Source organism: Pseudoalteromonas sp. PSi26, assembly GCF_054960575.1.
Genome location: NZ_JBHNYT010000013.1, coordinates 43,577 through 67,343, shown reverse-complemented (window position 1 = coordinate 67,343; position 23,767 = coordinate 43,577). Strand labels below are relative to the sequence as shown.

Below are 23,767 nucleotides of genomic sequence, written 5' to 3'. Positions count from 1 at the left end.
TACAATGAGTGAATCAACACAAACAAAACAAACAGGGTTAATAGCTTATTTTGCCAATAACTCGGTTGCTGCAAACTTAATGATGTTGTTTATTATCGTAATGGGTTTTTTAAGCTACAAAACGATTCAGCGACAGATGTTTCCTAATATAGAAATTAACTATATTAACGTAAACGCTAATTACCCAGGCGCCTCTCCTCAGGAAATTGAAGAAAGTATTCTTATAAAAATTGAAGAATCACTTAAAGATATTACCGAAATAAAAAAAGGCGTGTATCGCGCATTTAGAAACGGCGGCTCTGCAAGTCTTGAAATTCATACAGACGCAGAACTCACCGATGTGCTTGATAAAGTAAAACTTCGTGTTGACGGTATTGCTACTTTTCCAGCCGGCATGGAGCCGGTCACCATAAGTCAGATTGAATTCAGACAAGATGTAATAGGCATGACACTGGTTGCTGACTTGCCTTTATTTGAACTTAAGCCGATAGCAAACAATATTGAAGATGAATTGCTGCAATTATCTAATGTATCGCTTGTGGTCAATGATGTACCGCTTGATGAAATAGCGATTGAAATCGACCCAGATACATTACGCCAGTACAACTTAACAATTTCAGATGTTATGAATGCCGTGCGTCGTTACTCAGCTAACTTTTCGGCAGGTCAGTTAAAAACTGATGCGGGCGTTATATCAGTTCGTGTTGAAAACCAATTTTATTCAGGTGAAGAATTTAGACAAATTCCGGTAAAAATTGGCGAGTATGGTGCCAAAGTTTTACTGCAAGATATTGCCACAATTAAAGATCAATTTACTGAAGGTGAACGTTATTTTAAGTTTAATGGTGAAAATGCTGTTTATTTATCAGTAAAAGCAACGCAATCACAAAATATTATTCCGGTAGCTGAGTCGGTTAAAGCGTATATTGATCAAAAAAATAAAGAGCTCCCACCGGGTGTGCGTATAGAACCTTTGATGGATATGACGTACTACCTAAATGCTCGCTTAGATATGATGAAATTAAACCTTCTTCAAGGTGCGATTTTAGTCGCAATTATGTTGTCGTTATTCTTACGCTTTAAGTTGGCGTTGTGGGTAATGATAGGTTTACCAGTGTGCTTTTTAGGCGCGATGATGGTGATGCCACTATTTGGTATTAGCATAAATATCGTTTCGTTATTTGCGTTTATCATGGTGCTAGGGATTGTGGTGGATGACGCCATTGTCATAGGCGAAGCCGCATACAGTGAGGTTGAAAAAAGTGGCGGCGGTGTTGATAACGTAGTACGTGGTGCAAAGCGTGTAGCGACCCCAGCGACATTTGGTGTACTTACTACCATTGCCGTATTTGCGCCGTTTACGCTTTCGAGCGGCCCTGAAAGTGCCTTTTTTTACGGTATTGCTGTTGTTGTAATGCTGTGTTTGGCATTTAGCTTAATTGAATCGAAGCTCATACTACCTGCGCATATTGCACATACACATTTTACTCCTATTAAAAAAGGTGGCTGGCGAGATAGATTTAATACCCGCTTTTTTGGTTTTGTAAACGGCCCATATAAACGTTTTGTTTCTAAGTGTGTTGAATGGCGTTGGACTGTTTTATTTAGTTTTATTGCTTTATTAGTCGTGACTTTTGCACTAATTGCTTCAAATCAGGTGCGCACTATTCCTTCACCTAAAGTACCGCATGATTTCCCACAAATTAATATTGAAATGAATGATAACGTATCCGACATTCAAACTATTAATGCTATTCGTGAAATAGAAGCGATGGTGCTTGAGGTAGATAAAGAAACAGAGCGTCAAACAGGTCAAAAAATTATCCGCGACTTACTTGTGTTTAACCAAGGCCGTACTGAAGCGCAATTATTAGCCCCATTAGTTGATGAAGACTTACGCCCTTACGATGCGTTTGAATTGTCGCGCCGTTGGCGTGAGGCCATGCCTACTATTGCGGGTGTTAAATCGTTAACTATTCAAGACGACGTAGGCGGCGGTGGCGGCAATGGTGGTGGCGAGTTTGGTTATCTACTATTTGGGTCTGACATTGATACATTAAACGAAGCTGGGCGCCGTTTTATTCAATTGCTTCAACAGCAAGAAGGCTTGTTTGATATAAGCTCAACCATAGATCCTGCAAGTAAAGAAGTGCAAATGAGTTTAAAACCCGTTGCCTTTGATTTGGGGTTAGACTTAGCTAGCATTGCCAATCAAGTGGGAGCCAGCTTTTATGGTGGCGAAGCACAGCGCGTAATTAGAAATGGTGAAGAAGTCCGTGTGATGGTTCGTTACCCTAAACTCACACGCGAAGCATTTTCATCACTTAAACATACAGTGGTGACCACGCCAACCGGGCGCGAAGTGTTATTGGGTGATGTGGTTGAGCTAGCCGAAACACCCGGTATTAGCTACATTCGCCGGGAAGGTGGGTACAGAACTGTTTATGTATACGGCAGTATTGATGAAGAGCAAATTGAGCCGGGCGAAGTGGTTAAACAGGTAAAAGAAAACCTATTACCACAGCTTAAAGAAGAATACCCAAGCGTTAAATCAGAACTTGGTGGTGCTATTGAGGAGCAACAGGCGCAAGCCAATGAGCAAATGTTGTTTTTTATTGGAGGCATGATACTAGTTTACATACTGCTTGCTGTACCACTAAAAAGCTATTCACAACCGCTTATTGTTATGTCGGTTATTCCGTTTAGCTTAACGGGGGCTATTTGGGGGCACTACTGGTTTGATTTGGATATGAGCTTAATGTCTGGCTTTGGTCTTATTGCTGCGGCGGGTGTTGTAATTAATGACTCCTTGGTTATGACCGACTATGTAAACCAGGTACGTAAGCAAGGTGTTAGTATTAAAAATGCCGTAATTGAAGCCGGCTGTGCGCGTTTTAGAGCAATATTGCTAACCTCAATCACTACGTTTGCTGGTGTGTTGCCTATTATGTTTGAAACCAGCCTACAGGCTAAGTTTGTAATACCTATGGCAGTTGCGCTGGGATTTGCAGTTATGTTTGCAACCTTAATTACGCTTATTCTTGTACCTTGTTTGTACATTATATTAGGTGATATTGGGGCCTTATTTAAAAACACTTACCGACGTATTTTTAAACGAAGAAGTGTAGAAGTGTCTGTTGATAGCTGATTTTTGCTAAACAATAAAAAAGGACTGGATGTTAACACTCAGTCCTTTTTTGTTTTTATTATGTTTTTAATTAGTCTTTAAATTGCTTGTGGCAATCTTTACAACCTTTCGCCCAAGCACCAAAGGCTTTACCAATAACCGCTTTGTCGCCAGATTGGGCAGCTAGAGCAAGTTTGTCTGCGTTTGCAGCAAACGCATTGGCTTTTTCAACAAATACCGTATTTTCAGACCATACAGCAGCCAGTGCCGATGTATCGCCTTTGTCTGTTCCTGCGTAGAAAGCTTCCCAAGGCATTTTTGAAAGCGCTGCTGCGTTATTTGCACGCATTTTGAATTGTTCTGCATCAAATGGAACCTTGCCCTTAAGCATTGCGCCCATATCGCCAATTTGAACTGATAGCATAGAGAATGCACTTTGGCGGTACTCAATCGCGTCGCTTGGCTCTTTAAACGCAGAGTTTGCAGATACACTTAGCGCGCATGTTGTTAGTAATGCACCCGCTAGAATCTTTTTAAATTTCATATTATTGCCCCTGTTAACTATTTTTTGACTATTGCTTTGTATCTTAGCAATTGGTTTTATTCAAGCTAATACAGAAAAATTAACTAAAAGTTAATCGTTCATATCAATATCAGCAAATATCATCCCTCGTCGCATACTGCGAGTTGCTAAGAAAACTTCACCTAATAACGACATAAACGCACATATTAACAACGCCATAGCAGCCACAAAACAACTAGCGATAGTAACGCCTAAGTTTATTGATTGAATGTGAGATAAAAATAATAGCATAACTACTGCGCATACAAGCAAAGCGCTCAAAACGCTTAAACTAAAGGCTATATGTATACAACGGGATCGTTTTAATAGAGCGCGAAGTTCTGTTGCGAGTGATTTATTAAAATCTTCATCGGTGCTTACTTTTAACTTGCGCTCTAATTGCCTCGCACGGTCTGTAATACGAGCCAAGCGGTTTGATAAAACGCCAAGGGTTGCAGCAATACCCGTTATTAAAAACACTGGTGCAACGGCTGTTTGTATTACTTTAGCCATAGTTAAAATGTTGATTACATCATTATTCATAAAGTACCTAGTGATAATGCAGTTTTTGTTTACAAACATTCACAAAAGCGAGGTGTTTTTTTTGTTATATATATCAGTTGCTTGTCATTTATTTTTTTTATTTCTTATATGTTTTACGCTTATTTGTAACCAAAGTGTTGCTTGGTGGGTAATGAACGTTTTATATTCGTTCATACATTGTAATTTGCTTTATTAATGTGACTACAATAATACATAAAATATCTTAGGGGAACTCATGAGTAACAGTATAGTAAAAAAGACAGCGATAGCGACAGCTGTTTCTAGCGCATTTGTGGCAACACTTGCAAGTGCCGCTGAATTACCAAAAGCAAATGTTAACTACAAACAAGTAGAGCAAGTAGTTGAAGTTGCAGCAGACAAAAAAGAGCCTTCAGCTCATATGATCGTTCTTAAAGCAGCAACATCTGTGGATGCAGTAACTGCTGGAACTTATCAGGCTTCAAGTAGCCGTGAAATAACAGCTCAGGTTGAGCAGCTTCAAGACATAATGACTGCAGAGTTGAGTAATTTAGACTTTGATGCAAAAGTAATTGGCAAAACAAAGATTCTTGCTCCAACGTTAATCGTTCAAGCAACACCTGAAGCTTTAAAGCAGATTGCAAAAGATGACCGCGTTGCAAAAGTATTACCAATGTTTGACCGTGAACTTCACGTTGCAGCAAGCTCTGATTATATTAACGCTAAACCATTAGTTACTGATGGTATTGTAAGTGGTAAAGGTCAGCGCGTTGCAGTACTAGATACAGGTATTGACTATACTCACGCAGCATTTGGCGGTGCAGGTACTGTTGAAGCATACCTAGCAGCACAAGAAGATCCTACAACGGTTACATGGCCGCAAGGCATTGTACAAGGTGGCTATGACTTTATTCGTGATGATGCAGATCCAATTGAAAATGATGCTGCAAATTCACCGTCAACAGGTGATCCAACAAATCATGGTACATCGTCTGCAAACTCTGTAAACGGTATTGCACCAGAGGTTGAGCTATACGCATATTCTGTATGTGGTGGTGGTTGTCCAAGTGCAGCACAAGCAGCTGCATTAGAGGCTGCAATGGATCCTAACGGTGATGGGGATATTTCAGATCGTGTTGACGTAATGAACATGTCTCTTGGTGGTGAATTTGGTGATACTTACACTGGTGGTGGTACACAATACCTAATTCAACGTGCTGTTGAGTTAGGTGTTAATATGGTAATTTCTGCCGGTAACGATGGTGATAATCCATTCCGTGTTGGTGGTCCAAGTACAACCCCTAATGCCTTATCTGTTGGTGCAATGACACATCCAACAACTGAGTCGGGTGTTGCCAGTGGAATGATTGCAGGTGTTGAAGATGATATTCAAATATCAAGCTTCGGCCCACAAGAAGGCTTTACTATAACCGGCGCTGATATTGATTTAGTATACCCTACAGCAAATCAAAACGGCTGTGATGCTTTTGCAGACGATGTTGATTTTACAGGTAAAGCGGTACTTATAGACCGTGGTGCTTGTGCATTTACACAAAAAGTACTAAACGCACAAGCCAAAGGTGCAGAGTTTGTATTTATTGCAAATAACAATGACGATGGCACACCGGCACCAATGGGTGGCTTTGATGCTGACGTGACAATTAAAAACGTTGGTATTACTTTTGCAGCGGGTGCAGCTTTAAAAGCACAGCTAGAGGCGGGCGGCCCTGCAACATTTGATATTAGTGTTGAATTTAAATCTACTGCTGGCGCGGTTGCAACATTCTCGTCACGTGGTCCTTCTATGGATGGTTTACTTAAACCAGAAATTACAGCGCCAGGTACGAGCATTGACGTAGCAGCAGCAGGAACTCAAACAGGTACTAATCCTGTGTCAGGTACCTCGTTCTCAGGTCCAATTACAGCCGGTGCGGTTGCTATGATCCGTGAGGCTCACCCAAATCGTAATGCGTTTGAAATTAAAGCCACAATTATGAACGCGGCAAACCTTGAAGTTACTAACGAGCCATTGGCTATCAATCCTGATTCAGAGCTGGCGCCTATTAGTATGATTGGTGCTGGTTTAGTCGATGTAACTAAAGCTGTGAATTTACCTGTTGCAGCATGGGTACACAATGCTGAGTTTGATACAAAACAAGCTGCCCTTTCTTATGGTTTAGTGAGCCTTGCAGAAGCCGGTTCTATCACTAAAACGGTCACAGTGAAAAACTTCTCTACTGAAGCGAAAACATACAACCTTCGTACTGAAGCACGTTACGAAAGCGACGAAAAAACTGAAGCTGTTAGCTGGGATTTCCCAGAGTCAGTAACAATCCCTGCTGGGCAAGCTGTAAACTTTGACATCACAATGATGGTTGACCCAAGTAAACTACCTGCATGGGAATTAGAGAATCCATTTAGTGCTGATGATATCGCTGCTCGTAGTGCTGCACTAACATCGATTGAGTTTGATGGTGCATTAGTATTTGATGATGCGTCAACAGATACAACCCACGATTTACACGTTGTTTATCATGCAATGCCAAAAGCAGCAACAGAGCTAAGTTATACTGCCGAGCTGATTGACAATAAAGTTGCACTAGTACTTGAAAATACTGGCCAGACTGAAATCACTCCTCAGGCTGAAAGCATTATTGCAGTAGGTACAGAGAAAACAATGGAAGAGGCAGAGTATAATATTCTGTCGAGCACATTCTCTGCATTTGGTGCAGACTTCTGTGATTCAGGTATTTACATCACTTCATCAATTCAATTACGTGACCCGCTAACGCATACATTCCAAGCAGGTTACAGAGTTGAAATCGATACAGATAATGATGGTGTTGCTGATCAGTTCTTACAAAACTTAAATGACCGTGGTCGTACAACTGCGTCACCAGGTCGTAGCCGTACATTGATCGGTACTACTGACGGCGCTGGTAACGATGGTTGGGCGTGGGGTACACCACTTCTTCATTCAGCAGGTGAAGATACAATCACATTTACTGGTTGTTCTGAGCTAATGAACATCGATGGGTCGTTACTTGGTCAGCCAATGAACTTCAGAGTATCAGTGGGTTACCCAAGCTACCAATCAGGTGTATTCTCTGAGACAGACAGTGTAACTGGTTCAGTTGTATTTGGTGTTCAACCACAAGTTCAAATGACTTCGCTTGAAACTGGCGAAGCTGTTGCATCACTTCTACCTGGTGAAAAAGCAATGGTATCTGCAAGTGGTCCATTTGTTTTATCTCAGGGTGCTGGCACAAACATCATTAAAGCAATGACAAGTGAAGAGCTTACATTACCAGCTATTGAGGCGCCTATCTTAGTGGGTGGTGAATTCTCAGTTTCTGAAGATGCAGCCGATGGTACAGTAGTTGGCGCGCTTACAATTGAAGAAGCTGAGTTTGATTTAGCGGTTTCTGAGTACTACGTTCAATCAAACACCAATATTGGTTTAGGTGTTGATGAGCAAGGCCAAATTGTTGTTGCTGACACCAATATGTTAGCAGGTGATACCACTGCTGAAATGGAAGTTGTTGCGATTGATATTCGAGGCAATGTTTCTGAGCCTGTAACTGTAACTGTTAATGTAACTGCAGTAGTACCTCCGGCTGTTGTTACTCCAGAGCCAGAGAAGAAAAGTTCTTCAGGTTCATTAGCTTGGTTAACTCTTTTAGTTGCACCGTTCGCATTTATGCGTCGTCGCAAGCAAAAGTAAGCTTAAAAACGCTTAAGTACTAAATAAAGGGAGCTTCGGCTCCCTTTTTACATAGCTTCACAAACTAAATCACAAAAGGTATTAATTTTAGGTATATTGAGATAACAAAAATAATAAGGACTTTGCCCATGACACGTACTCCTTTTGCACTTGCAGCACTCTCGCTTGCTATTTTAAGCGGGTGTAATAAAGCCCCCGAAGAAACTCAAAAAAATACGGTTCAAGTTGAGTCAGCTCAAGCTGTAACAGCAGTAGCACCAATTGCTAAAAAAGTACCCCATGAAATGACCATTCATGGCGATACACGTATCGATAATTACTACTGGCTCAGAGATGACGAGCGAAAAGCACCTGAAATCATTAGCTATTTAGAAGCCGAAAATGCGTATTCTGACGCTATGCTTGCGCATACTAAAAAATTACAAAGTAGTTTATTTGAAGAGCTTAAAGGGCGAATCCAAAAAGATGATGACTCTGTTCCGGTAAAAGACGGCCAGTACTATTACTCGTCGCAAACTCGCGGCGATAATGAGTACACTACTTACTTACGCAGTAGTGATTTTGCAGGCACCGGTCAGGAAGTTATTTTAGACGTAAATGAACTAGCTAAAGGTCATGACTATTTTGCGGTTAGTGGCCTAAATGTAAGCCCAAATGACAACTTAATGGCGTATGGTGAAGATACGGTGAGTCGCCGTGTTTACAACATAAAAATTAAGGATTTAAGCACTGGTAAATTATTAGAAGACACGCTTGAAGGCACCAGTGGTTATGTTGTGTGGGCGAACGACAATAAAACAGTCTATTACATCAAAAAAGACGCGCAAACCTTACTCGGGTATCAGGTTTATCGTCATACGCTTGGTACACCACAAAGCGATGACGAGCTTGTTTACGAAGAAACAGACACAAGCTATTTCACCGGTATGAGCAAGAGCAAAGACGGCTCAGAAATTTATATTTGGCATAGCAGTACTGATGCATCGGGTGTGTCAGTGCTGAGTGCAAATGATGTAAACGCTAAGCCTAAGCGCTTAATTGAACGTGAAGCCAACCTTGAATACAGCATTTCCAAATTAGGCAATACTTATTACATTGTTACTAATTTAAACGCCGTTAACTTTCAGCTTATGAAAGTAGATATTGATAAAGCCGGTGATAAAGCAAATTGGCAAAGCGTGATCCCTGCGCGCGAGGAGATTAAACTCGAAGATGTTGAGTTGTTTGATGACTATTTAGTATACCAACAACGCGAAATGGGCCAATCAACACTGATTGCGCGTAATTTAATATCGGGCAAAGAGTTACCACTAAGCTTTAACGACAGTGCATATACAATTAATGCGTACGGTAATAACGAATTAGACAGCGATACGCTGCGTGTTTACTACACCAGTATGACGACGCCGGGTTCATCTTATGATGTTAATTTGGCCACTGGCGAAAAAACATTATTGAAGCAACAAACGGTATTAGGTGACTTTAACGCAGACAATTATGCGTCTGAGCGTATTTTTGTTACAGCGCGTGATGGCGTAAAAGTACCGGTGAGTTTGGTGTATCGAAAAGAGTTATTTAAAAAAGATGGCACTAACCCATTATTGCAATACGGCTATGGTTCTTATGGCGCAACAATAGATCCGAGCTTTTCTTCTGCACGATTAACATTGCTTGACCGTGGTTTTGTATTTGCAATTGCACACGTGCGTGGCTCACAAATGTTAGGCCGTCCGTGGTACGAAGCGGGTAAACTACTTACTAAAAAGAACACGTTTAACGACTTTGTAGATGTAACTAAGTCATTAGTTGAGCAAAAGTATGGTGCGAAAGACAGCATATTTGCACAAGGCGGCAGTGCGGGTGGACTATTAATGGGTGCGGTGGCAAACCAAGCGCCTGAGCTTTACAAAGGCATGGTTGCACAGGTTGCGTTTGTTGATGTGGTTACCACTATGCTTGATGAGACTATTCCGCTTACAACTAACGAGTATGGCGAGTGGGGTAACCCTAACGAGAAAGAATACTACGATTATATGTTGTCTTATTCACCGTACGATCAAGTCAGTAAGCAAGACTACCCTAATATGTTAGTAACTACAGGCTTACACGATTCACAAGTTCAATATTTTGAGCCAGCAAAATGGGTTGCTAAGTTGCGTGACTACAAAACAGATGATAATAAACTATTATTTAAAATAGATATGGAAGCCGGACACGGCGGTGCTTCTGGCCGTTTTAAACGCTTAGAAGATGCCGCGTTAAATTATGCATTTATGCTTGATTTAGCGGGTATAAAAAAATAGCCACACCCAAATTCAACTAAGTAATGAGCCAAGGCGTAACGTTAAGTTACGCCTTTTTTTGTGGCAAATTAAAGCTAAACATAGTGCCTTTACCTATTTCACTTTGAACGTTTATTTCACTGTCCATGAGTTTTAATAGCCCGCGGCAAATAGCAAGCCCTAACCCACCTTGTTGACGGCCCGCTTTGTTAGAATTACTAGCTTGGTAGTGGGGATCAAAAATAGCTTTTAACTCTTCGTGTTTAATACCCACGCCGGTATCAGAAACCTGCACAAATAATTGATTGTGGTCACCGCGTTTTACACGCACAGCAATACTGCCATCACGCGGGGTATGCCTAATGGCGTTATCGATTAAGTTACTTAAAACACGCTCAAGTTTGGCTATGTCGGCAATGACAGGAAAGTCACAAATTTCTGGCTCAACCGATAAATTAATGCCTTTTTTCTCTACGGCCAAACTAAACTTAGCAATACAATCGTAAATGAGCTCTCCTAAGTTAAATGTTTCTTTGTTGATGTTTATTTCGCCATTTTCGAGGTGTGCGAGTTCAAAAATTTGCTCTATAAGTTGCTTCAGTTGGCCACAGTTATTTAATGACACTTGCAGGTATTCTTGCTGTTCTTGTTTACTTAGTTTGTCACCTGACTGATTTAACACTTCTAAAAAACCTTGCAACGAAGCCAGTGGCGTACGTAAGTCGTGAGATAAGTGAGTAAGTAGCTCTTTGCGTTGTTTATCACCTTGCTCAAGTGCTTTGAATTGCTCGTTTATACGCGTTAGCATTGCTTGAATACTTCGACCTAAGCTGTGGACTTCGTTACTTTTTTGGTTTGAGTATTGACTCAGTTTTGTATCGGTTAGGCTGTAGTTAGCAGCTTCAATATTGCTCACATCTTTTGCAAGACGTTGAATAGGGTTTGTAAAAAATCGCAGCAAAATAAGCATCGCAATAAATAGAAAAACGAGTGCTGAGCCTAGCCATATGGCAGCCACTAATAACGAGTCGTTACTTTTTATATTATTGAGTGAGGTGTCGTATGCCTCACCACCAATAATTACGTATAAATACCCTTGCAATGTGTTGTTATTAAAAACAGGCGCCACAGAAAATATTTTTTGTTGATCAGGGTTTCTTGGGTTGTCGCCATAAACTGGTGTAGCACTTGGGTTAGCTATAAGGTGCTTTAATGGCGTTAAATTAATATATGTACGCTTCACTTTTCCGGGCTCTGCGGAGTAAGTTAATATTTTTCCGTTTTCGTCTACAAAGTAAAATTCAAAGGCGGGGCCGAGTAACATTAAAGTATGAAATAGGTTTTCAAGGGCTTCGTAATCGTATACACCCTCTTTTATTAATGGATTATCTTGTACTAAATGCTCAGCTAGCGCTAAATGTAAATTTTGTTCTCCATGGTGTTTAGAGTTGAGTTCTAGTTGTTTACTCCAGCTATAAACCAGCGCGCAAATAAAACAAAAAATAACGGCTAACGACACTGCTAATTTTTGGTACAAAGAGAGTTTCATAATAAAAGTCTTAATTAAGTTGGTTTGGATTGAGTTTGTATCCCACACCCCAAACTGTTTCTATAATGGGGATTGGCTGATGTAATTCGAGCTTTGCGCGCAAGCGATTAATATGCGAATTAACAGTATGTTCGTAGCCGCTGTGTTGGTACCCCCATACTTTATCGAGCAGTTGCTGGCGGCTAAATACATGATTAGGGTGGCGTGCGAAGTACACCAGCAAGTCAAATTCGGTGGCGGTAAGATTAATTGCTTGTTCGGCTAAATACACTTGATGAGAGTCAAACTCAATGTGTAACGAGCCAACATGAAGCGTTTGTTCGCTTTGAATAGAGCTCTTCTCAGTGTTTTGGCTAGCGAGTAGTTGTGCTCTGTGTCGCAGTTGGGTTTTTACTCTGGCTTGTAGTTCACGTGCAAAAAAAGGTTTACAAATATAGTCGTCGGCGCCCATTTCTAGGCCAATAACCCTGTCCATGTCGCTACTTAGTGCAGTGAGTAAAATAACGGAGGTCGTTGGATAGTGCTCTTTTATTTTACGACATAAACTCAATCCATCCATTTGCGGAAGGTTTATATCCAGTAAAATAAGCCCGTAGGGGTGCTTGGCAATTTTTTTTAGAGCCAGCTCAGCACTGATAACATGATCCACATGTAAATTTAGCGATGTAAGCTGTGTGGTAATTAATTTACCAATTTCTCTGTCGTCTTCGACTATGAGTAATTTTTCATGACGCATTGTTTATCCTCGTAAAAAAAAAGGGGGCTTCCATGCGCCCCTACTTCCCAATTACAAGCTGGTATATCAAGGTCAATACTGATAAACGAATTACTGAGTGCGGGTAATAACCACTTTTGCTAATGGGTTATCAAACTTATGTTCAGGGCTAAGTACTGAACTAGATAAGCCATCTTCATTTGTAACGACACCTGGGTGTCTTGCTACAAAATTAACATCATCACGGGCTTCATTAAAACCTTCTCCGCCATCAGCAGGACCGGGTATCGTACCAGCTGCTTCTGTATTTGCTTCAGTACCTGCATCATAAGCAACGGTGGTGCGAGTTAAAGAGTCGCCCACGGCTAATGAAGATACGTCTAAAGCACTAAGACCGGTAAATCCATCATTAGTGTTCACCATCATAGTGGCAAGCGACAGTTTAAGTGCTTCAAGTGAGTCCGTGGTTATTGTGATCGTGGTATTGGCACCAGGTCCAACAGGACCTTCGCTTGATGCGTTGGCAATGGCGTTTTCTAATGCAAGCAGTTGGCTGTTGTCGCCTCCTTCAGCCATGGTTTCTAATGCAACCGATGCCGCACTGCCAATTTGCCAAAGTGTGCCTTCTGTATGTGCAATAACGGCAATAGGCGATAGTGGCTGCCCTGCAGTTAAGTTGCTTACGGTTACATCAAATGTATAGCTTACAGGCTCAGGTGTTGGCGGTGTAACAACTTGAACAGGATCGTTACTGTCGTTGTCGCCACAGGCTGCAAGTGAAGCTGCTAGTGCAACAACCACGATGCTTTTTTTAAAGTTATTTAAAGATACCATGATTACGCTCCTACTTAACCGTAACGGTTAGCTTAGCTACAGGGTTTAACCATCTGTGAACCGTGTTGCTTAAATCACTATTACCAGCGGTTAAGTCGTCGTCACCTAGTGTACCAGGGTGAATATGCACGTTAATGTTGCTATCGGTGCTTGTTAAGCCTGCGCCACCGGTACCCGCATCACCACCTGGTGCTGCAGGAATACCTGGCGTACCAGGTGCTCCAGAACCTTCAACCACTAGCTCATTATTTTGCTCAGTGCCCGCATCGTATGCATTTAAATAAACCGTGTAGGTACCTGCTTCGGTTGGTATTTTCCAGCTATCAAGGCCAACAAATCCATCGTTTGTAGGCAGTAACATAGCGGTCACCGATAAGTAATCGTTACCGTCAGTCGTCATTAATGTTGTTATGGTTGATGACGATGGTGCTAATAGACCTTCTGCTGGGTTTGCAGCCATATCGCTACCTGCTGCAGTGGCTTGTGCCATTAGCTCAGCTATATTGCCACCTTCAGCCATTGTTTGTAATGCGGTAGAAGCTTCAGTTGCAACTTCAAAAAGCTTGTCTTCACTGTTGTGTGCTGTAACGAGTAGCGGAGTGAAATGAATGCCTTGGGTTAGGTTGGTTATTGTTAAGTCTAACTCTGCAGCCGTGGTTGACTGGCTAGCTACCGCTAAAAGAGTTGCAAGTGTAAATATTGAAGCTTTCATTTTTTATTTCCTGTAAGTGATGATTCGAGTTAAGTATTGAATAATCGTCTCCAGAAACTCTCACAAACTTATCACTTTTTTATCACAGACATTCAGGCTGTGATTTTTGTAAGTAAATACGCCAGAAAATTTATATATCTGTGTATAATTAAACCGCATTATAAAAATTAAAGGATTGTGTTATGGAAGAAAATCAACAGGTTAAAGTAGTAAATAAAGATGAGCGCACATGGGCAATGTTATGCCATTTAAGCGCATTTGCTGGATTTATTGTGCCGTTTGGTTCAATAATAGGACCATTAATTATTTGGTTAATAAAAAAAGATGAAATGCAAATGGTCAATGAGCACGGTAAAAAAGCGCTTAATTTTCAGATAACCATGGCCATTGCCTATATTATTTGTTTTGTGCTGATGTTTGTTGTGATCGGTGTAATTTTACTTCCTATTGTGGCTATATTTGCTTTTGTGATGGTGGTTTTAGCGAGTATTAAAGCCAATGAAGGTAAAGAGTTTAATTATCCACTGAGTTTAAATTTGATAAAATAAGCGCTCAATTATTTATATAAACAGACCCTAGCCTAAGGCTGGGGTTTTACCTTTTCCCACAAGGTTATTATGCTTTATCTAACGCTGTTTTTAAGCGCATTTATTTCAGCTACGCTATTGCCTAGTTCTTCAGAGGTGATCATGGTGGGAATGATCACACAAAGCCAAGTTAACCTTTGGCTTTTATGGTTGGTTGCAACACTAGGTAACGTATTGGGAAGCTGTATTAACTATTGGTTAGGCACGCAAGTTTTACGTTTTAAACATAAAAAGTGGTTTCCGGTATCAGAACAAGGGCTTGAAAAGGCGCAAAATCAGTTTAATAAATATGGCGTATACAGCCTATTGTTTGCATGGCTGCCTATTGTTGGCGACCCATTAACAGTCATTGGTGGTATTTTTAAAGTAAGGTTTAGCGTGTTTTTACTTTTAGTAACACTTGGCAAAGGCGCACGCTATTTAGCGGTTATTGCCCTTGCAGTGGGAGTAGAAGCTCTTATTTAAGCTATACGTACGCTACTTTGTCCAATCAAGTGTTAATGATACAGAGTCAGCAAAGCGAAGCGCATGCGGTTTATCTACACGGGCTTTAGCATAATTTACACTCGGGTGTGAATGACAAACAGCAAGAATTTCAGCGACTAGCTTTTCTAGTAATAAAAAGTGCCCTTGCTCAACTAAACTAATTACCTCTTTGGTGATCACTTTATAGTTAAGTGCCTGGTCTACTTCATCGGTTTTACATGCGTTATCGGCAGGGTAGTGAATCTCTAAATTAATGACTACGTCTTGCTTTTTTTCACGCTCTTCAGGATTAAAACCAATAAATGTACGCAAGCGTAAGTTAGTTACGTTAATAATTGCGTTGGCCATAGATTACCCTTTAATAAGCTGCAAAAATTCGTTGCGTGTTTTAGGATCGCTTCTAAAGTTACCCAGCATTACCGATGTACGCATGCTTGAGTTTTGCTTTTCTACACCACGCATCATCATACACATGTGCTTTGCTTCAACGATAACACCTACGCCTTTTGCGCCAGTTACTTCTTCAACGGCTTTGGCAATTTGATGTGTTAACTGTTCTTGTATTTGAAAGCGACGCGAAAACATATCAACAATACGCGCAAATTTAGATAACCCCAGCACTTTGCCATTTGGAATATAAGCAATATGGCAGCGGCCAATAAATGGCAGTAAGTGGTGCTCACACATAGAGTAAAGTTCTATGTCTTGTACTAATACCATGTCGTCGGCATCAGAGGTAAATACTGCATTATTGGTAATTTCATCAAGCGTTTGGCGATAACCTTGTGTTAGGTATTCCATTGCTTTTGCCGCACGTTTTGGTGTGTCTAATAGACCTTCACGTTCAGCGTCTTCGCCTACGGCGGTTATAATTTTTTGGTAGCTGTCTTTTAATTCGTTATGCATAGGTGTCTCAGTGTTTTTTACTTTAAATGACGTCCGCCATCAACAGGAATAGAGCGCCCTGTTATGTACTGACTTTGTAAGAGTAAATCAATGCTGTTTACAATTTCTTGGCACCCAGGTTCGATGCCCATCAATGATTTTTTGAGTGTTTTAGCGCGGTATTGTTCGTCGTCGTGCTCGTTAAAAATAATAAGCGAAGGCGCAACCGCATTTACTTTTATATTAGGTGCATATTTAGCACTAAACGATTTTGTTAGATTATCAAGTGCGCCCTTGCTTGCCGCGTATGCCAAATGCTTAGGACTACCTGTTTCAACTACATAGTCAGTAAGGTGCACAATATTTGCGGCGGTGCCACTAGCTTGCTGGTACGCTAAAAGTAAGTCAGCGCACTGCATATTAATTAAGTAAGGTGTTTTGGCATGTATGTGCATCATGTTATCAAAAAGCTTAGCGTGGTCTGGGTTATTTGCTTCACAGTCCCAGCTAGATGCGTTGTGTATAACAGCCTTTAAAGACTGGGTATGGGCTTTCAACGTATTAATAAACTCATTAATTCCCGCATCAGTACTAAAATCGGCATGAATACAGGTCACCCCTTGCTGCGCTAGTTTTTCTACAGCATTATGGCGAGTACGGTAAGTAATAATGACTTCTTGCCCTTGAGTAAGGTAGTGTTGAGCAAGGGCTAGGCCGATTCGTTGGCCAGCGCCGGTGATTAAAATGGGCGATGTCATATAATGCAGTGTTCTCTTTGGCAAGTTTTTAATAAATATTAGTACGTTAAGCGTAATGTGTACGTAATATTTGAATAGGGCGATCAAAAAAGCAATTAAACCCAATACGGTTAATTGCTTTTTATATCACTTATATCAATCGTAAATTGTTGGTATTGGCTGGCGTTTATGTTGCGTACGCATATATATGCCGATTAACTTTTGCTCCACCTCTTCAGAGACAGGTTTGCCCTCTAAAAAGTCATCAATTTGATTGTAACTTAAACCAAGCGCTTCTTCGTCGGTGAGGCCTGGTCGGTCGCTTTCTAAATCGGCTGTTGGGGCTTTTTCAACAAGCAATGCTGGTGCGCCTAAAGCAGTCGCTAGTGCGCGAACTTGGCGCTTAGATAAGCCAAAAAGAGGCGCCAAATCACATGCACCATCGCCAAATTTAGTGTAAAAGCCTGTAATATTTTCAGCGCTATGGTCGGTGCCAACCACTAAACCTTGACTAAAACCGGCAATTTCGTATTGGGAAACCATACGTTGGCGCGCTTTAACGTTACCTTTAATGAAATCTAGTTGTGCTTGTTCTGGTAATGCGTCACCGCTGCTAGTCATTGCCATTAACACTTGCTCATGTAACGCATCGGCAGCAGGCTGAATGTTAACGGTCATGCGCTTACTTGGCTGAATAAAATCAACCGCCATTTGCGCTTCGTCTTCATCAGCTTGAACACCGTAAGGTAAGCGCACAGCAATAAATTGGTATTTATTAGTGCTGTGTTCTTCATTTAATTCGTTAACAGCTAATTGGCATAAACGGCCGCAAGTTGAAGAATCAACCCCGCCACTAATACCAAGCACAAGCGATCGTGAGTGAGCCGCAACTAAACGTGCTTTTATAAAGTTAACTCGACGAGAGATCTCAGCGTTTACATCAATGGTTGGCTGAACTTTCATTTCAGCCATTATTTCGGCGCGCATTGCCGGCTCCTTGTAATATTTTTAAATGTGATACGCAATAAGCTTATTATGTGATTTAGTTTTACTTATTTAAAGCCCTAAATGTGCTTTTATCTGGTTAAGTTCTGCTTTTAGTTCTTCTACTTCGCGCAACAAATCGTTTAACTCTTTATCTTTAATCACTTCGCTGGGTAAATTAATGGTATCGCTATCAGGTGTAATTGGTTGCTCACCAAATAAATGAATATATCGGCTTTCACGTTTACCTGCTTCGCGCGGTAGTTTGGCGACTTGCTCGTTTTCAATTAGTTTATTTAGGGCGTTTTCAACCTCATCTACATTATTAAAATCAGCGAGGCGAGCGCTGCGAGTTCTTAATTCGCCGGGTGTTTGGGCACCGCGTAACAGCAATAGGCAAATAATGGCACGTTGTTGTGCTGAAAACTGTAAGCTACTAAATTCGGTATTACAAAAGCGGTGGTCGTATTTATTTACTCGCCCCGAAAGTGCTTCATCAACAGTAACTAGGCGCATGTCACTAAGTTCATCTAGCGCAATTTGCACATCACTTTCGGTTAAATTAAGAACAGGAACGCGATTCGATTTTTGATTACATGCATTGGTTAGCCCATTGAGTGATAAAGGGTAATGCTCTGGTGTAGTGCTTTGTTTTTCTAGGAGACAACCAATAACACGTTGTTGGTGTGGTGATAACTGCATAAGTACCCTTAAAAATATTAATTGTTAATGCTAATTAGTGGTAAGCCTTATTTAACTGCCAAGCCAGTGCTGCAACTTGGGTTTTAAGGCGGCCATATCAAGCGGCTTAGTTAAGTAATCGTCCATGCCCGCAGCAATACATTTTTCTCTATCGCCTTGCATGGCATTAGCCGTTAAAGCAATAATTGAAACGCGACTGTATTTTTCACCTGCTCCGCCTTGTCTGATTGCCTGCGTGGCTTGGTAACCATCCATTATTGGCATTTGGCAATCCATTAAAATAAGTTTATACGGGTTATTTTGTTTGGCGTTTAGTTTGCTAATTGCTTGCTCACCATTTTCAGCAATATCAAAGATCACCCCGGCCTCTTTTAACAATGCAGAGGCCACAACTTGATTTATCTTATTGTCTTCTACTAACAATAAAACGGGCTCTGATGAATCTTTAATAGGTGCTTTTGTAAGTGTATTAGTGAGTTGTGCCTGATTTAATTGCTGCTCTAAAAACTTTTCATTAGTGAGTGAGTCGAATAAATCTGATGGTGTTAAAGGTTTAAAAATCATGCAGTCAACGTTCATTGCAAGCGTTGAATTTTTTTGCGAGTAACTCATTGGCGCCATAATCACCGACTTACATTTAGATTTGTAAATGAAGTTTTGTAAGGCGGTTTTTTGCGTTTTTGCAGCAATAGAAAAAAAGTGATAATCAACTAAAATTGCATCGTATAAATGAGTCGTATCCGCTAAGTGTGTTAGTACTTCACTGTAGTCATTTATAAATTCGACATGAGCCCCCCAAACCAGCAGCTGTTTAGTGGCAATACTGGTATTTAAGTGGCATTCGTCAATAATTAAAATACGCTTGTTGTTTATTAGATGGCTTGGTAAAGCTTGCTCTTTACTTAATCTAGGTTGTATTTTTATATTAAATGCAAACGTACTGCCTTCGCCTTCAACACTGTTAACACTTACGCCGCCACCCATTAATTCACACAGTTGTTTTACTATCGTTAGGCCAAGGCCTGTGCCGCCAAATTGGCGCGTAGTCGAGGCATCTGCTTGCGTAAATGAATTAAATAATGATGTTTGCTGGTTTTTATTAATTCCAATACCAGTATCAATTACTGAGCACTCTAGAAAGGAGCCATCGGTGGAGTCTTCCACTCTGGCTATAATAATAACGTCACCATTTTTAGTAAATTTAACAGCATTGCCAATCAAGTTATTAAGAATTTGCCTAAGCCTATTTGGGTCACTAATTATTTCACTTACTGTAATTTGGGTTGCGTCTAAAATTAGTTTTGTATTGTTTTGCTCTACTTTTAGTGCAAACGATTCAACCACTTCACCTAATAATTTTGGGAGATTAAACTGAATACTATCAATATTAAGTTTACCCGCTTCCATTTTAGAGAAGTCTAATATGTCATTAATAATATTAAGCAAAGACTCTGCCGATGATTGTGCTAACTCAATGTGGTGCGCTTGTTGTTGATCTAACTTTGTTTGCTTAATTATATTTAGCATGCCTAGCACCCCATTCATAGGAGTGCGAATTTCGTGGCTCATAGTTGCTAAAAATTCACTTTTTGCTGCCACCGCTTGTTCGGCTAACTCTTTAGCTTCTACTAATTCTTGTTCTGCTTCTATGCGTTGCTGGCTTGAATGTAAACTGCCTATAAGCGTAGCCACTGTGATTAAAAAACTTTCTTCGTTTTTTGTCCACAAGCGTGTGGTTTTGCATTGCTCAGCACATATTATTCCTAATACCCCGTTGCCGGCAGGGATTGTTACGCACAGCATCGATTTTATTCCCAATGGCAATAAGTAATATGGCGACAAAGGAGATAGCGCTGAATTATGAATAACGTCGGGAATATTAAATACAGCTTGGTGATCAAGCATATTAAAAAAGTCAGGAAGATGTTTTCTAAGCCAGGTTAGTTCAACGCTTTCGGCTTGTGTTAATTTATTATGCAGTGCGAACGGAATTAACTGTGTGTGATCTTCGTTATAAAAACGAATGCTAGCGCGTTCAATTTTTAAAGCATGGCAAATAGCTTCAGTGAGTATGTCTTTTGATTGGCTAAGTTTACCGTTTAAAATGAGCTTATTAACCGTTAATGAGGCTAACGTTTCATTGTGTAGTGCTGTAAAGCTGTTTTCTAATTCAATTTTTTTACGGGTATCAATATTTTGTAGCGAACCAAAAATACGCACACATCGACCATTTTTATGTTCAGCTTCTGCGTTAACCAGTACCCATACGGCTTCCCCTTCACCGTTTATTACCTCTAGTTCAACTTCATAACTATGACCATATTTAATAGCACGTTCGAGTAGAGGTTTGATGGTTTCTCTGCTTTCACCTTCTTTAAAATAACTTAAATCTTCAGGCCATTGCGGCTGGGTATTGAGTGGGTATTTAAACAGTTTTTTAGTCATATCTGACCAATAAACTTGTTTCGTTTCTAAATTAAACGACCACGCACCTATTTGCGCTAAATCGCTCATGGTTTCTAGCATTTTTTCATTTTTTTGCTGGCGTTCAAGCATTTTTAAAAAAAACAAAAATGCCCATGTAAGTAACGCACAAATAATAATTATTGCTAAACGTAATGGCCAAATTGCTGAGCTGGGTGGGCTCCAGCCCTGCTTTGGTGCAACATATAACTGCCAGTTACCGCCTTGAAAGTTTAGGGAAAATGCCAGAGGGTTTTGATTCAGTATCGTGGCTTCACCAAAAAAAAACTCGCCTTTATCACCCAGCCCATTTCGGCCTTGAAGTGCAACGTTATAATTGTCTTCTAGCTCTAAAATACCGGCGTTTTTATAAATTTTATTGATATCTAAAACAACCGATAGTAATCCCCAAAACGTATTCTCTGGCGGGGTATATACAGGCACACGCGCTATGAGTGCTTCTCCACCTTGCACAAGTGTTAATGGGCCTGCCATTATAATTGTATTGGTATCGCGTGCTTTTATTGCATCAGCGCGTTGGTTTTTATTGGTCAGTAAGTTAAGGCCCAGCGCACCTTCGTTGCCTTTAATAGGGTAAGTCATTTTAATAATCATATTGGGTGCGCCGCCAATATTTCGAAGTTCTTTTGATGTATTAAAAAGGGGGGCAGCAATTTGTGCAAAGCGTTCTTGATTTAAGTTAGGCTCTGCAGAAACCGCAACGCCTAAACCACGGACTAATTGAATGTTTGAAATTAAAATGGCTTCTAGTTGAGCTCTATAGGTGCTTACTTCAAAGAGTATTTGTAGGCGATGAGCGTCTTTCACGCGATTGTAATTAATGCGCTCTAGTACAACACTAATAAGCAGTAGTAGTGTCATCGATAACCAGAAGATTCGTTTGTAGTTATGAATATTCGTTTTTTTATTATTAGTTGGCGGCATTAGCTACATTGGCTTGGGTTAGGCTACTCAACTATAGCTATTTATTGTACAAATTAAAATGACGCTTATACATAAGCGCCATTTTATTTTTATAAATAGCAGTTTAAAACTATGAGTCGCTTACTTCACGTGCCCAATGGTTTTGTTTAGCTACATGTAACTTACGGTAGCCATCTAGGAGTGCCGCGTGCTTTTTAAAGCCATTAAGCGACAAACCAGGGAAGGTTAAACCGTTAAATAATGTACGGCCTTCGGCAATTTCAATCGCAAGCGTTACGTTGTCGCTGCCAAACATTAAACCAAGTGCATCTTGGTAGTCGGCGTATTCACGTTCGTCATCGTATTTAATTTCAAGAATGGCTTTTAAGCAGCGGAAATGGCGCATTGCCTCTTCGTTTACTTGGCCTGTATGCAGTATCCAATCAACCCAATCAATTGCTTCTTCGCTGCCTGCGGCTAAACATAGGTGCGCTTTAAGCTCACCAATACGCAGTGTGTGCCAAGGTGTGTCGGCATCGGTTGCAAGGCCAATAAACTCTGCTGCGCGAATAATATCGCTGTGGCCGGCTTCTTCTAGGCTGTCGTAAATGTCCATCCATTGCTCAGCATCGTACTGATCAAGCGATAGGAATGCTTCACGGAATTTAGCGCCTTCGTTGTTGTTACGCCAAATAAGCTCATCTACTGGGTAAATGTCTGACATGCCGGGTACTAAAATACGACATGCATACACGTTTAAATGCGTGTAATCCATAATGTAAATGTCGTGGTTCATGCTATGAATTAGGTCAGTACAGAAGTTGTATTCTTGCTCTGTTGTGCCGCTAAAGTCCCAGTGTACAAAGTCAAAATCAGGCGTTGCACGGAAAAAGTCATGCGATATTAAACCGCTAGAATCAATAAAGTGCAATTCAATGTTTTCAGGCGTTGCTACTTCGTCGTTATCGAACGTGGCTGGCTGGAACACATCAAGCTGATCAAGGCGGCGACCTTGTAAAAGTTCGGTAACCGTACGCTCAAGGGCTACTTCAAATGAAGGGTGAGCACCAAACGAGGCAAATACAGAGCCATCTGTTGGGTTAATCAGCGTTACGCTCATTACTGGGTATTTACCGCCTAGTGATGCATCGGCAATACGTAAATGAAAACCATGGCTACGCAGTTCTTCACATGCTTCGTGAATTTGTGGGTACTGCTTAACAACCTCTTCAGGCACGATTGGTAAACAAATGCCTTCAGCAATAATACGGTTTTTTATTGCGCGTTCAAATACTTCAGACAAGCCCTGAACTCGCGCTTCAAACTTGGTGTTACCTGCGCTCATACCGTTAGATACAAAAATATTACCAATCACGTTTACTGGAATGTACACGTCTTGGTTATCGCGTTGGCGCGTGTATGGCAATGTACAAATGCCGCGCTCGTTATTACCTGAGTTAAAATCAAAAAGGTGTGATGCATTAAGTTCGCGCTCTGGATCAAAGTAATCCCACAGGCTTTCGTCCATTATGCCCTCAGGCACTTCTTCACCTTCAACTTTAAACCATTTTTCGTTTGGGTAATGAGTAAAGTCGCCGTTGGCAAATTCTTCACCTAGGTAAAAGTCAGCAAAAAAGTAGTTACAGCTTAAACGCTCAAAATATTCACCTAGCGCAGAGGCAATAGAGGCTTTATCGGTTGCGCCTTTACCATTGGTAAACATAACACCGCAGTCGCTGTCTTTAATATGAACCGAATAACAGTTAGCTACAGGATTAAGCCAAAGCGCCTCTTCAACATTAATGTTTAGGGCTTTAAGCTTGTTTTGCATGGTAGAGATTGACGATTCTAAATCGCGGTCTTTACCTTTGATAAACGTTTTTTCAGTCATATTGATCTCAACTAGTTCTGCACGATGTGTGGAAGTGACATTATCGTGGATTTTGATGTTTATTTCATCCTTTGCGAGCAA

General features: G+C 40.7%; 18 protein-coding genes. 5 read left to right on the top strand and 13 right to left on the bottom strand.

From position 1 onward, the window contains the following. Nucleotides 1–4: 4 nt before the first annotated feature. Nucleotides 5–3,148, top strand: coding sequence for an efflux RND transporter permease subunit (locus ACFI34_RS14285; RefSeq protein WP_462673956.1), 3,144 nt, complete (start codon nucleotides 5–7; stop codon nucleotides 3,146–3,148). A gap of 70 nt (nucleotides 3,149–3,218) precedes the next feature. On the opposite strand, the gene ACFI34_RS14280 is transcribed toward ACFI34_RS14285, so the two are convergent. Further along, the gene (locus ACFI34_RS14280; protein WP_008129412.1) at nucleotides 3,219–3,671 is read right to left on the bottom strand and encodes a c-type cytochrome; all 453 of its coding nucleotides are present in this window, start codon (nucleotides 3,669–3,671) and stop codon (nucleotides 3,219–3,221) included. A 90-nt stretch (nucleotides 3,672–3,761) separates the two neighbouring features. After that, on the bottom strand, nucleotides 3,762–4,232 hold the full coding sequence (locus ACFI34_RS14275; protein WP_006792500.1) for a DUF2721 domain-containing protein: 471 nt from the start codon (nucleotides 4,230–4,232) through the stop codon (nucleotides 3,762–3,764). A 235-nt stretch (nucleotides 4,233–4,467) separates the two neighbouring features. On the opposite strand from ACFI34_RS14275, the gene ACFI34_RS14270 reads away from it, so the two are divergent. Together ACFI34_RS14270 and ACFI34_RS14265 are read left to right on the top strand one after the other, a co-directional pair. Beyond that, entirely contained in the window at nucleotides 4,468–7,935 is a 3,468-nt protein-coding gene (locus ACFI34_RS14270) for a S8 family serine peptidase (RefSeq protein ID WP_462673955.1), read from the top strand. Nucleotides 7,936–8,063: 128 nt separating this feature from the next. Further along, nucleotides 8,064–10,238 (top strand): S9 family peptidase, encoded by a 2,175-nt coding sequence (locus ACFI34_RS14265; RefSeq protein ID WP_462673954.1) that lies wholly within the window; start codon nucleotides 8,064–8,066, stop codon nucleotides 10,236–10,238. Nucleotides 10,239–10,284: 46 nt separating this feature from the next. Here ACFI34_RS14265 and ACFI34_RS14260 read toward each other — a convergent pair whose 3' ends face one another. From ACFI34_RS14260 to ACFI34_RS14245, 4 genes are all read right to left on the bottom strand, one after another. After that, on the bottom strand, nucleotides 10,285–11,766 hold the full coding sequence (locus tag ACFI34_RS14260) for a sensor histidine kinase (protein WP_462673953.1): 1,482 nt from the start codon (nucleotides 11,764–11,766) through the stop codon (nucleotides 10,285–10,287). A 10-nt stretch (nucleotides 11,767–11,776) separates the two neighbouring features. Continuing rightward, on the bottom strand, nucleotides 11,777–12,502 hold the full coding sequence (locus ACFI34_RS14255; protein WP_462673952.1) for a response regulator transcription factor: 726 nt from the start codon (nucleotides 12,500–12,502) through the stop codon (nucleotides 11,777–11,779). 90 nt (nucleotides 12,503–12,592) lie between these two features. Further along, a complete protein-coding gene (locus ACFI34_RS14250) occupies nucleotides 12,593–13,315 on the bottom strand; it encodes a spondin domain-containing protein (RefSeq protein ID WP_462673951.1) in 723 nt (240 codons plus the stop codon). 10 nt (nucleotides 13,316–13,325) lie between these two features. Then, entirely contained in the window at nucleotides 13,326–14,027 is a 702-nt protein-coding gene (locus tag ACFI34_RS14245; protein ID WP_462673950.1) for a spondin domain-containing protein, read from the bottom strand. 182 nt (nucleotides 14,028–14,209) lie between these two features. Between ACFI34_RS14245 and ACFI34_RS14240 the strand changes: the two genes are divergently transcribed. Both ACFI34_RS14240 and ACFI34_RS14235 read left to right on the top strand, forming a co-directional pair. After that, nucleotides 14,210–14,575 (top strand): DUF4870 domain-containing protein, encoded by a 366-nt coding sequence (locus tag ACFI34_RS14240; protein ID WP_058403704.1) that lies wholly within the window; start codon nucleotides 14,210–14,212, stop codon nucleotides 14,573–14,575. 69 nt (nucleotides 14,576–14,644) lie between these two features. Next, a complete protein-coding gene (locus tag ACFI34_RS14235; protein WP_462673949.1) occupies nucleotides 14,645–15,079 on the top strand; it encodes a YqaA family protein in 435 nt (144 codons plus the stop codon). Between the two features lie 12 nt (nucleotides 15,080–15,091). Here the strand turns inward: ACFI34_RS14235 and folX are convergent, their stop codons facing one another. The 7 genes from folX to ycaO all read right to left on the bottom strand — a co-directional run bounded on the left by folX (nucleotide 15,092) and on the right by ycaO (nucleotide 23,686). Beyond that, nucleotides 15,092–15,448 (bottom strand): dihydroneopterin triphosphate 2'-epimerase, encoded by a 357-nt coding sequence (gene folX, locus ACFI34_RS14230; protein ID WP_008129424.1) that lies wholly within the window; start codon nucleotides 15,446–15,448, stop codon nucleotides 15,092–15,094. Between the two features lie 3 nt (nucleotides 15,449–15,451). Then, nucleotides 15,452–16,006, bottom strand: a complete 555-nt coding sequence (gene folE / locus ACFI34_RS14225) for a GTP cyclohydrolase I FolE (protein ID WP_010557916.1) — start codon at nucleotides 16,004–16,006, stop codon at nucleotides 15,452–15,454. Nucleotides 16,007–16,023: 17 nt separating this feature from the next. Beyond that, nucleotides 16,024–16,743, bottom strand: coding sequence for a dihydromonapterin reductase (folM, locus tag ACFI34_RS14220; RefSeq protein WP_462673948.1), 720 nt, complete (start codon nucleotides 16,741–16,743; stop codon nucleotides 16,024–16,026). 135 nt (nucleotides 16,744–16,878) lie between these two features. After that, on the bottom strand, nucleotides 16,879–17,709 hold the full coding sequence (nadE, locus tag ACFI34_RS14215) for an ammonia-dependent NAD(+) synthetase (RefSeq protein WP_462673947.1): 831 nt from the start codon (nucleotides 17,707–17,709) through the stop codon (nucleotides 16,879–16,881). A gap of 69 nt (nucleotides 17,710–17,778) precedes the next feature. Beyond that, a complete protein-coding gene (locus tag ACFI34_RS14210; protein WP_462673946.1) occupies nucleotides 17,779–18,408 on the bottom strand; it encodes a YceH family protein in 630 nt (209 codons plus the stop codon). A 51-nt stretch (nucleotides 18,409–18,459) separates the two neighbouring features. Beyond that, nucleotides 18,460–21,816: an ATP-binding protein gene (locus tag ACFI34_RS14205; protein ID WP_462673945.1), complete on the bottom strand. Its 3,357-nt coding sequence runs from the start codon at nucleotides 21,814–21,816 to the stop codon at nucleotides 18,460–18,462. Between the two features lie 109 nt (nucleotides 21,817–21,925). After that, nucleotides 21,926–23,686, bottom strand: coding sequence for a 30S ribosomal protein S12 methylthiotransferase accessory factor YcaO (gene ycaO, locus ACFI34_RS14200; protein WP_462673944.1), 1,761 nt, complete (start codon nucleotides 23,684–23,686; stop codon nucleotides 21,926–21,928). Nucleotides 23,687–23,767: the final 81 nt, after the last annotated feature.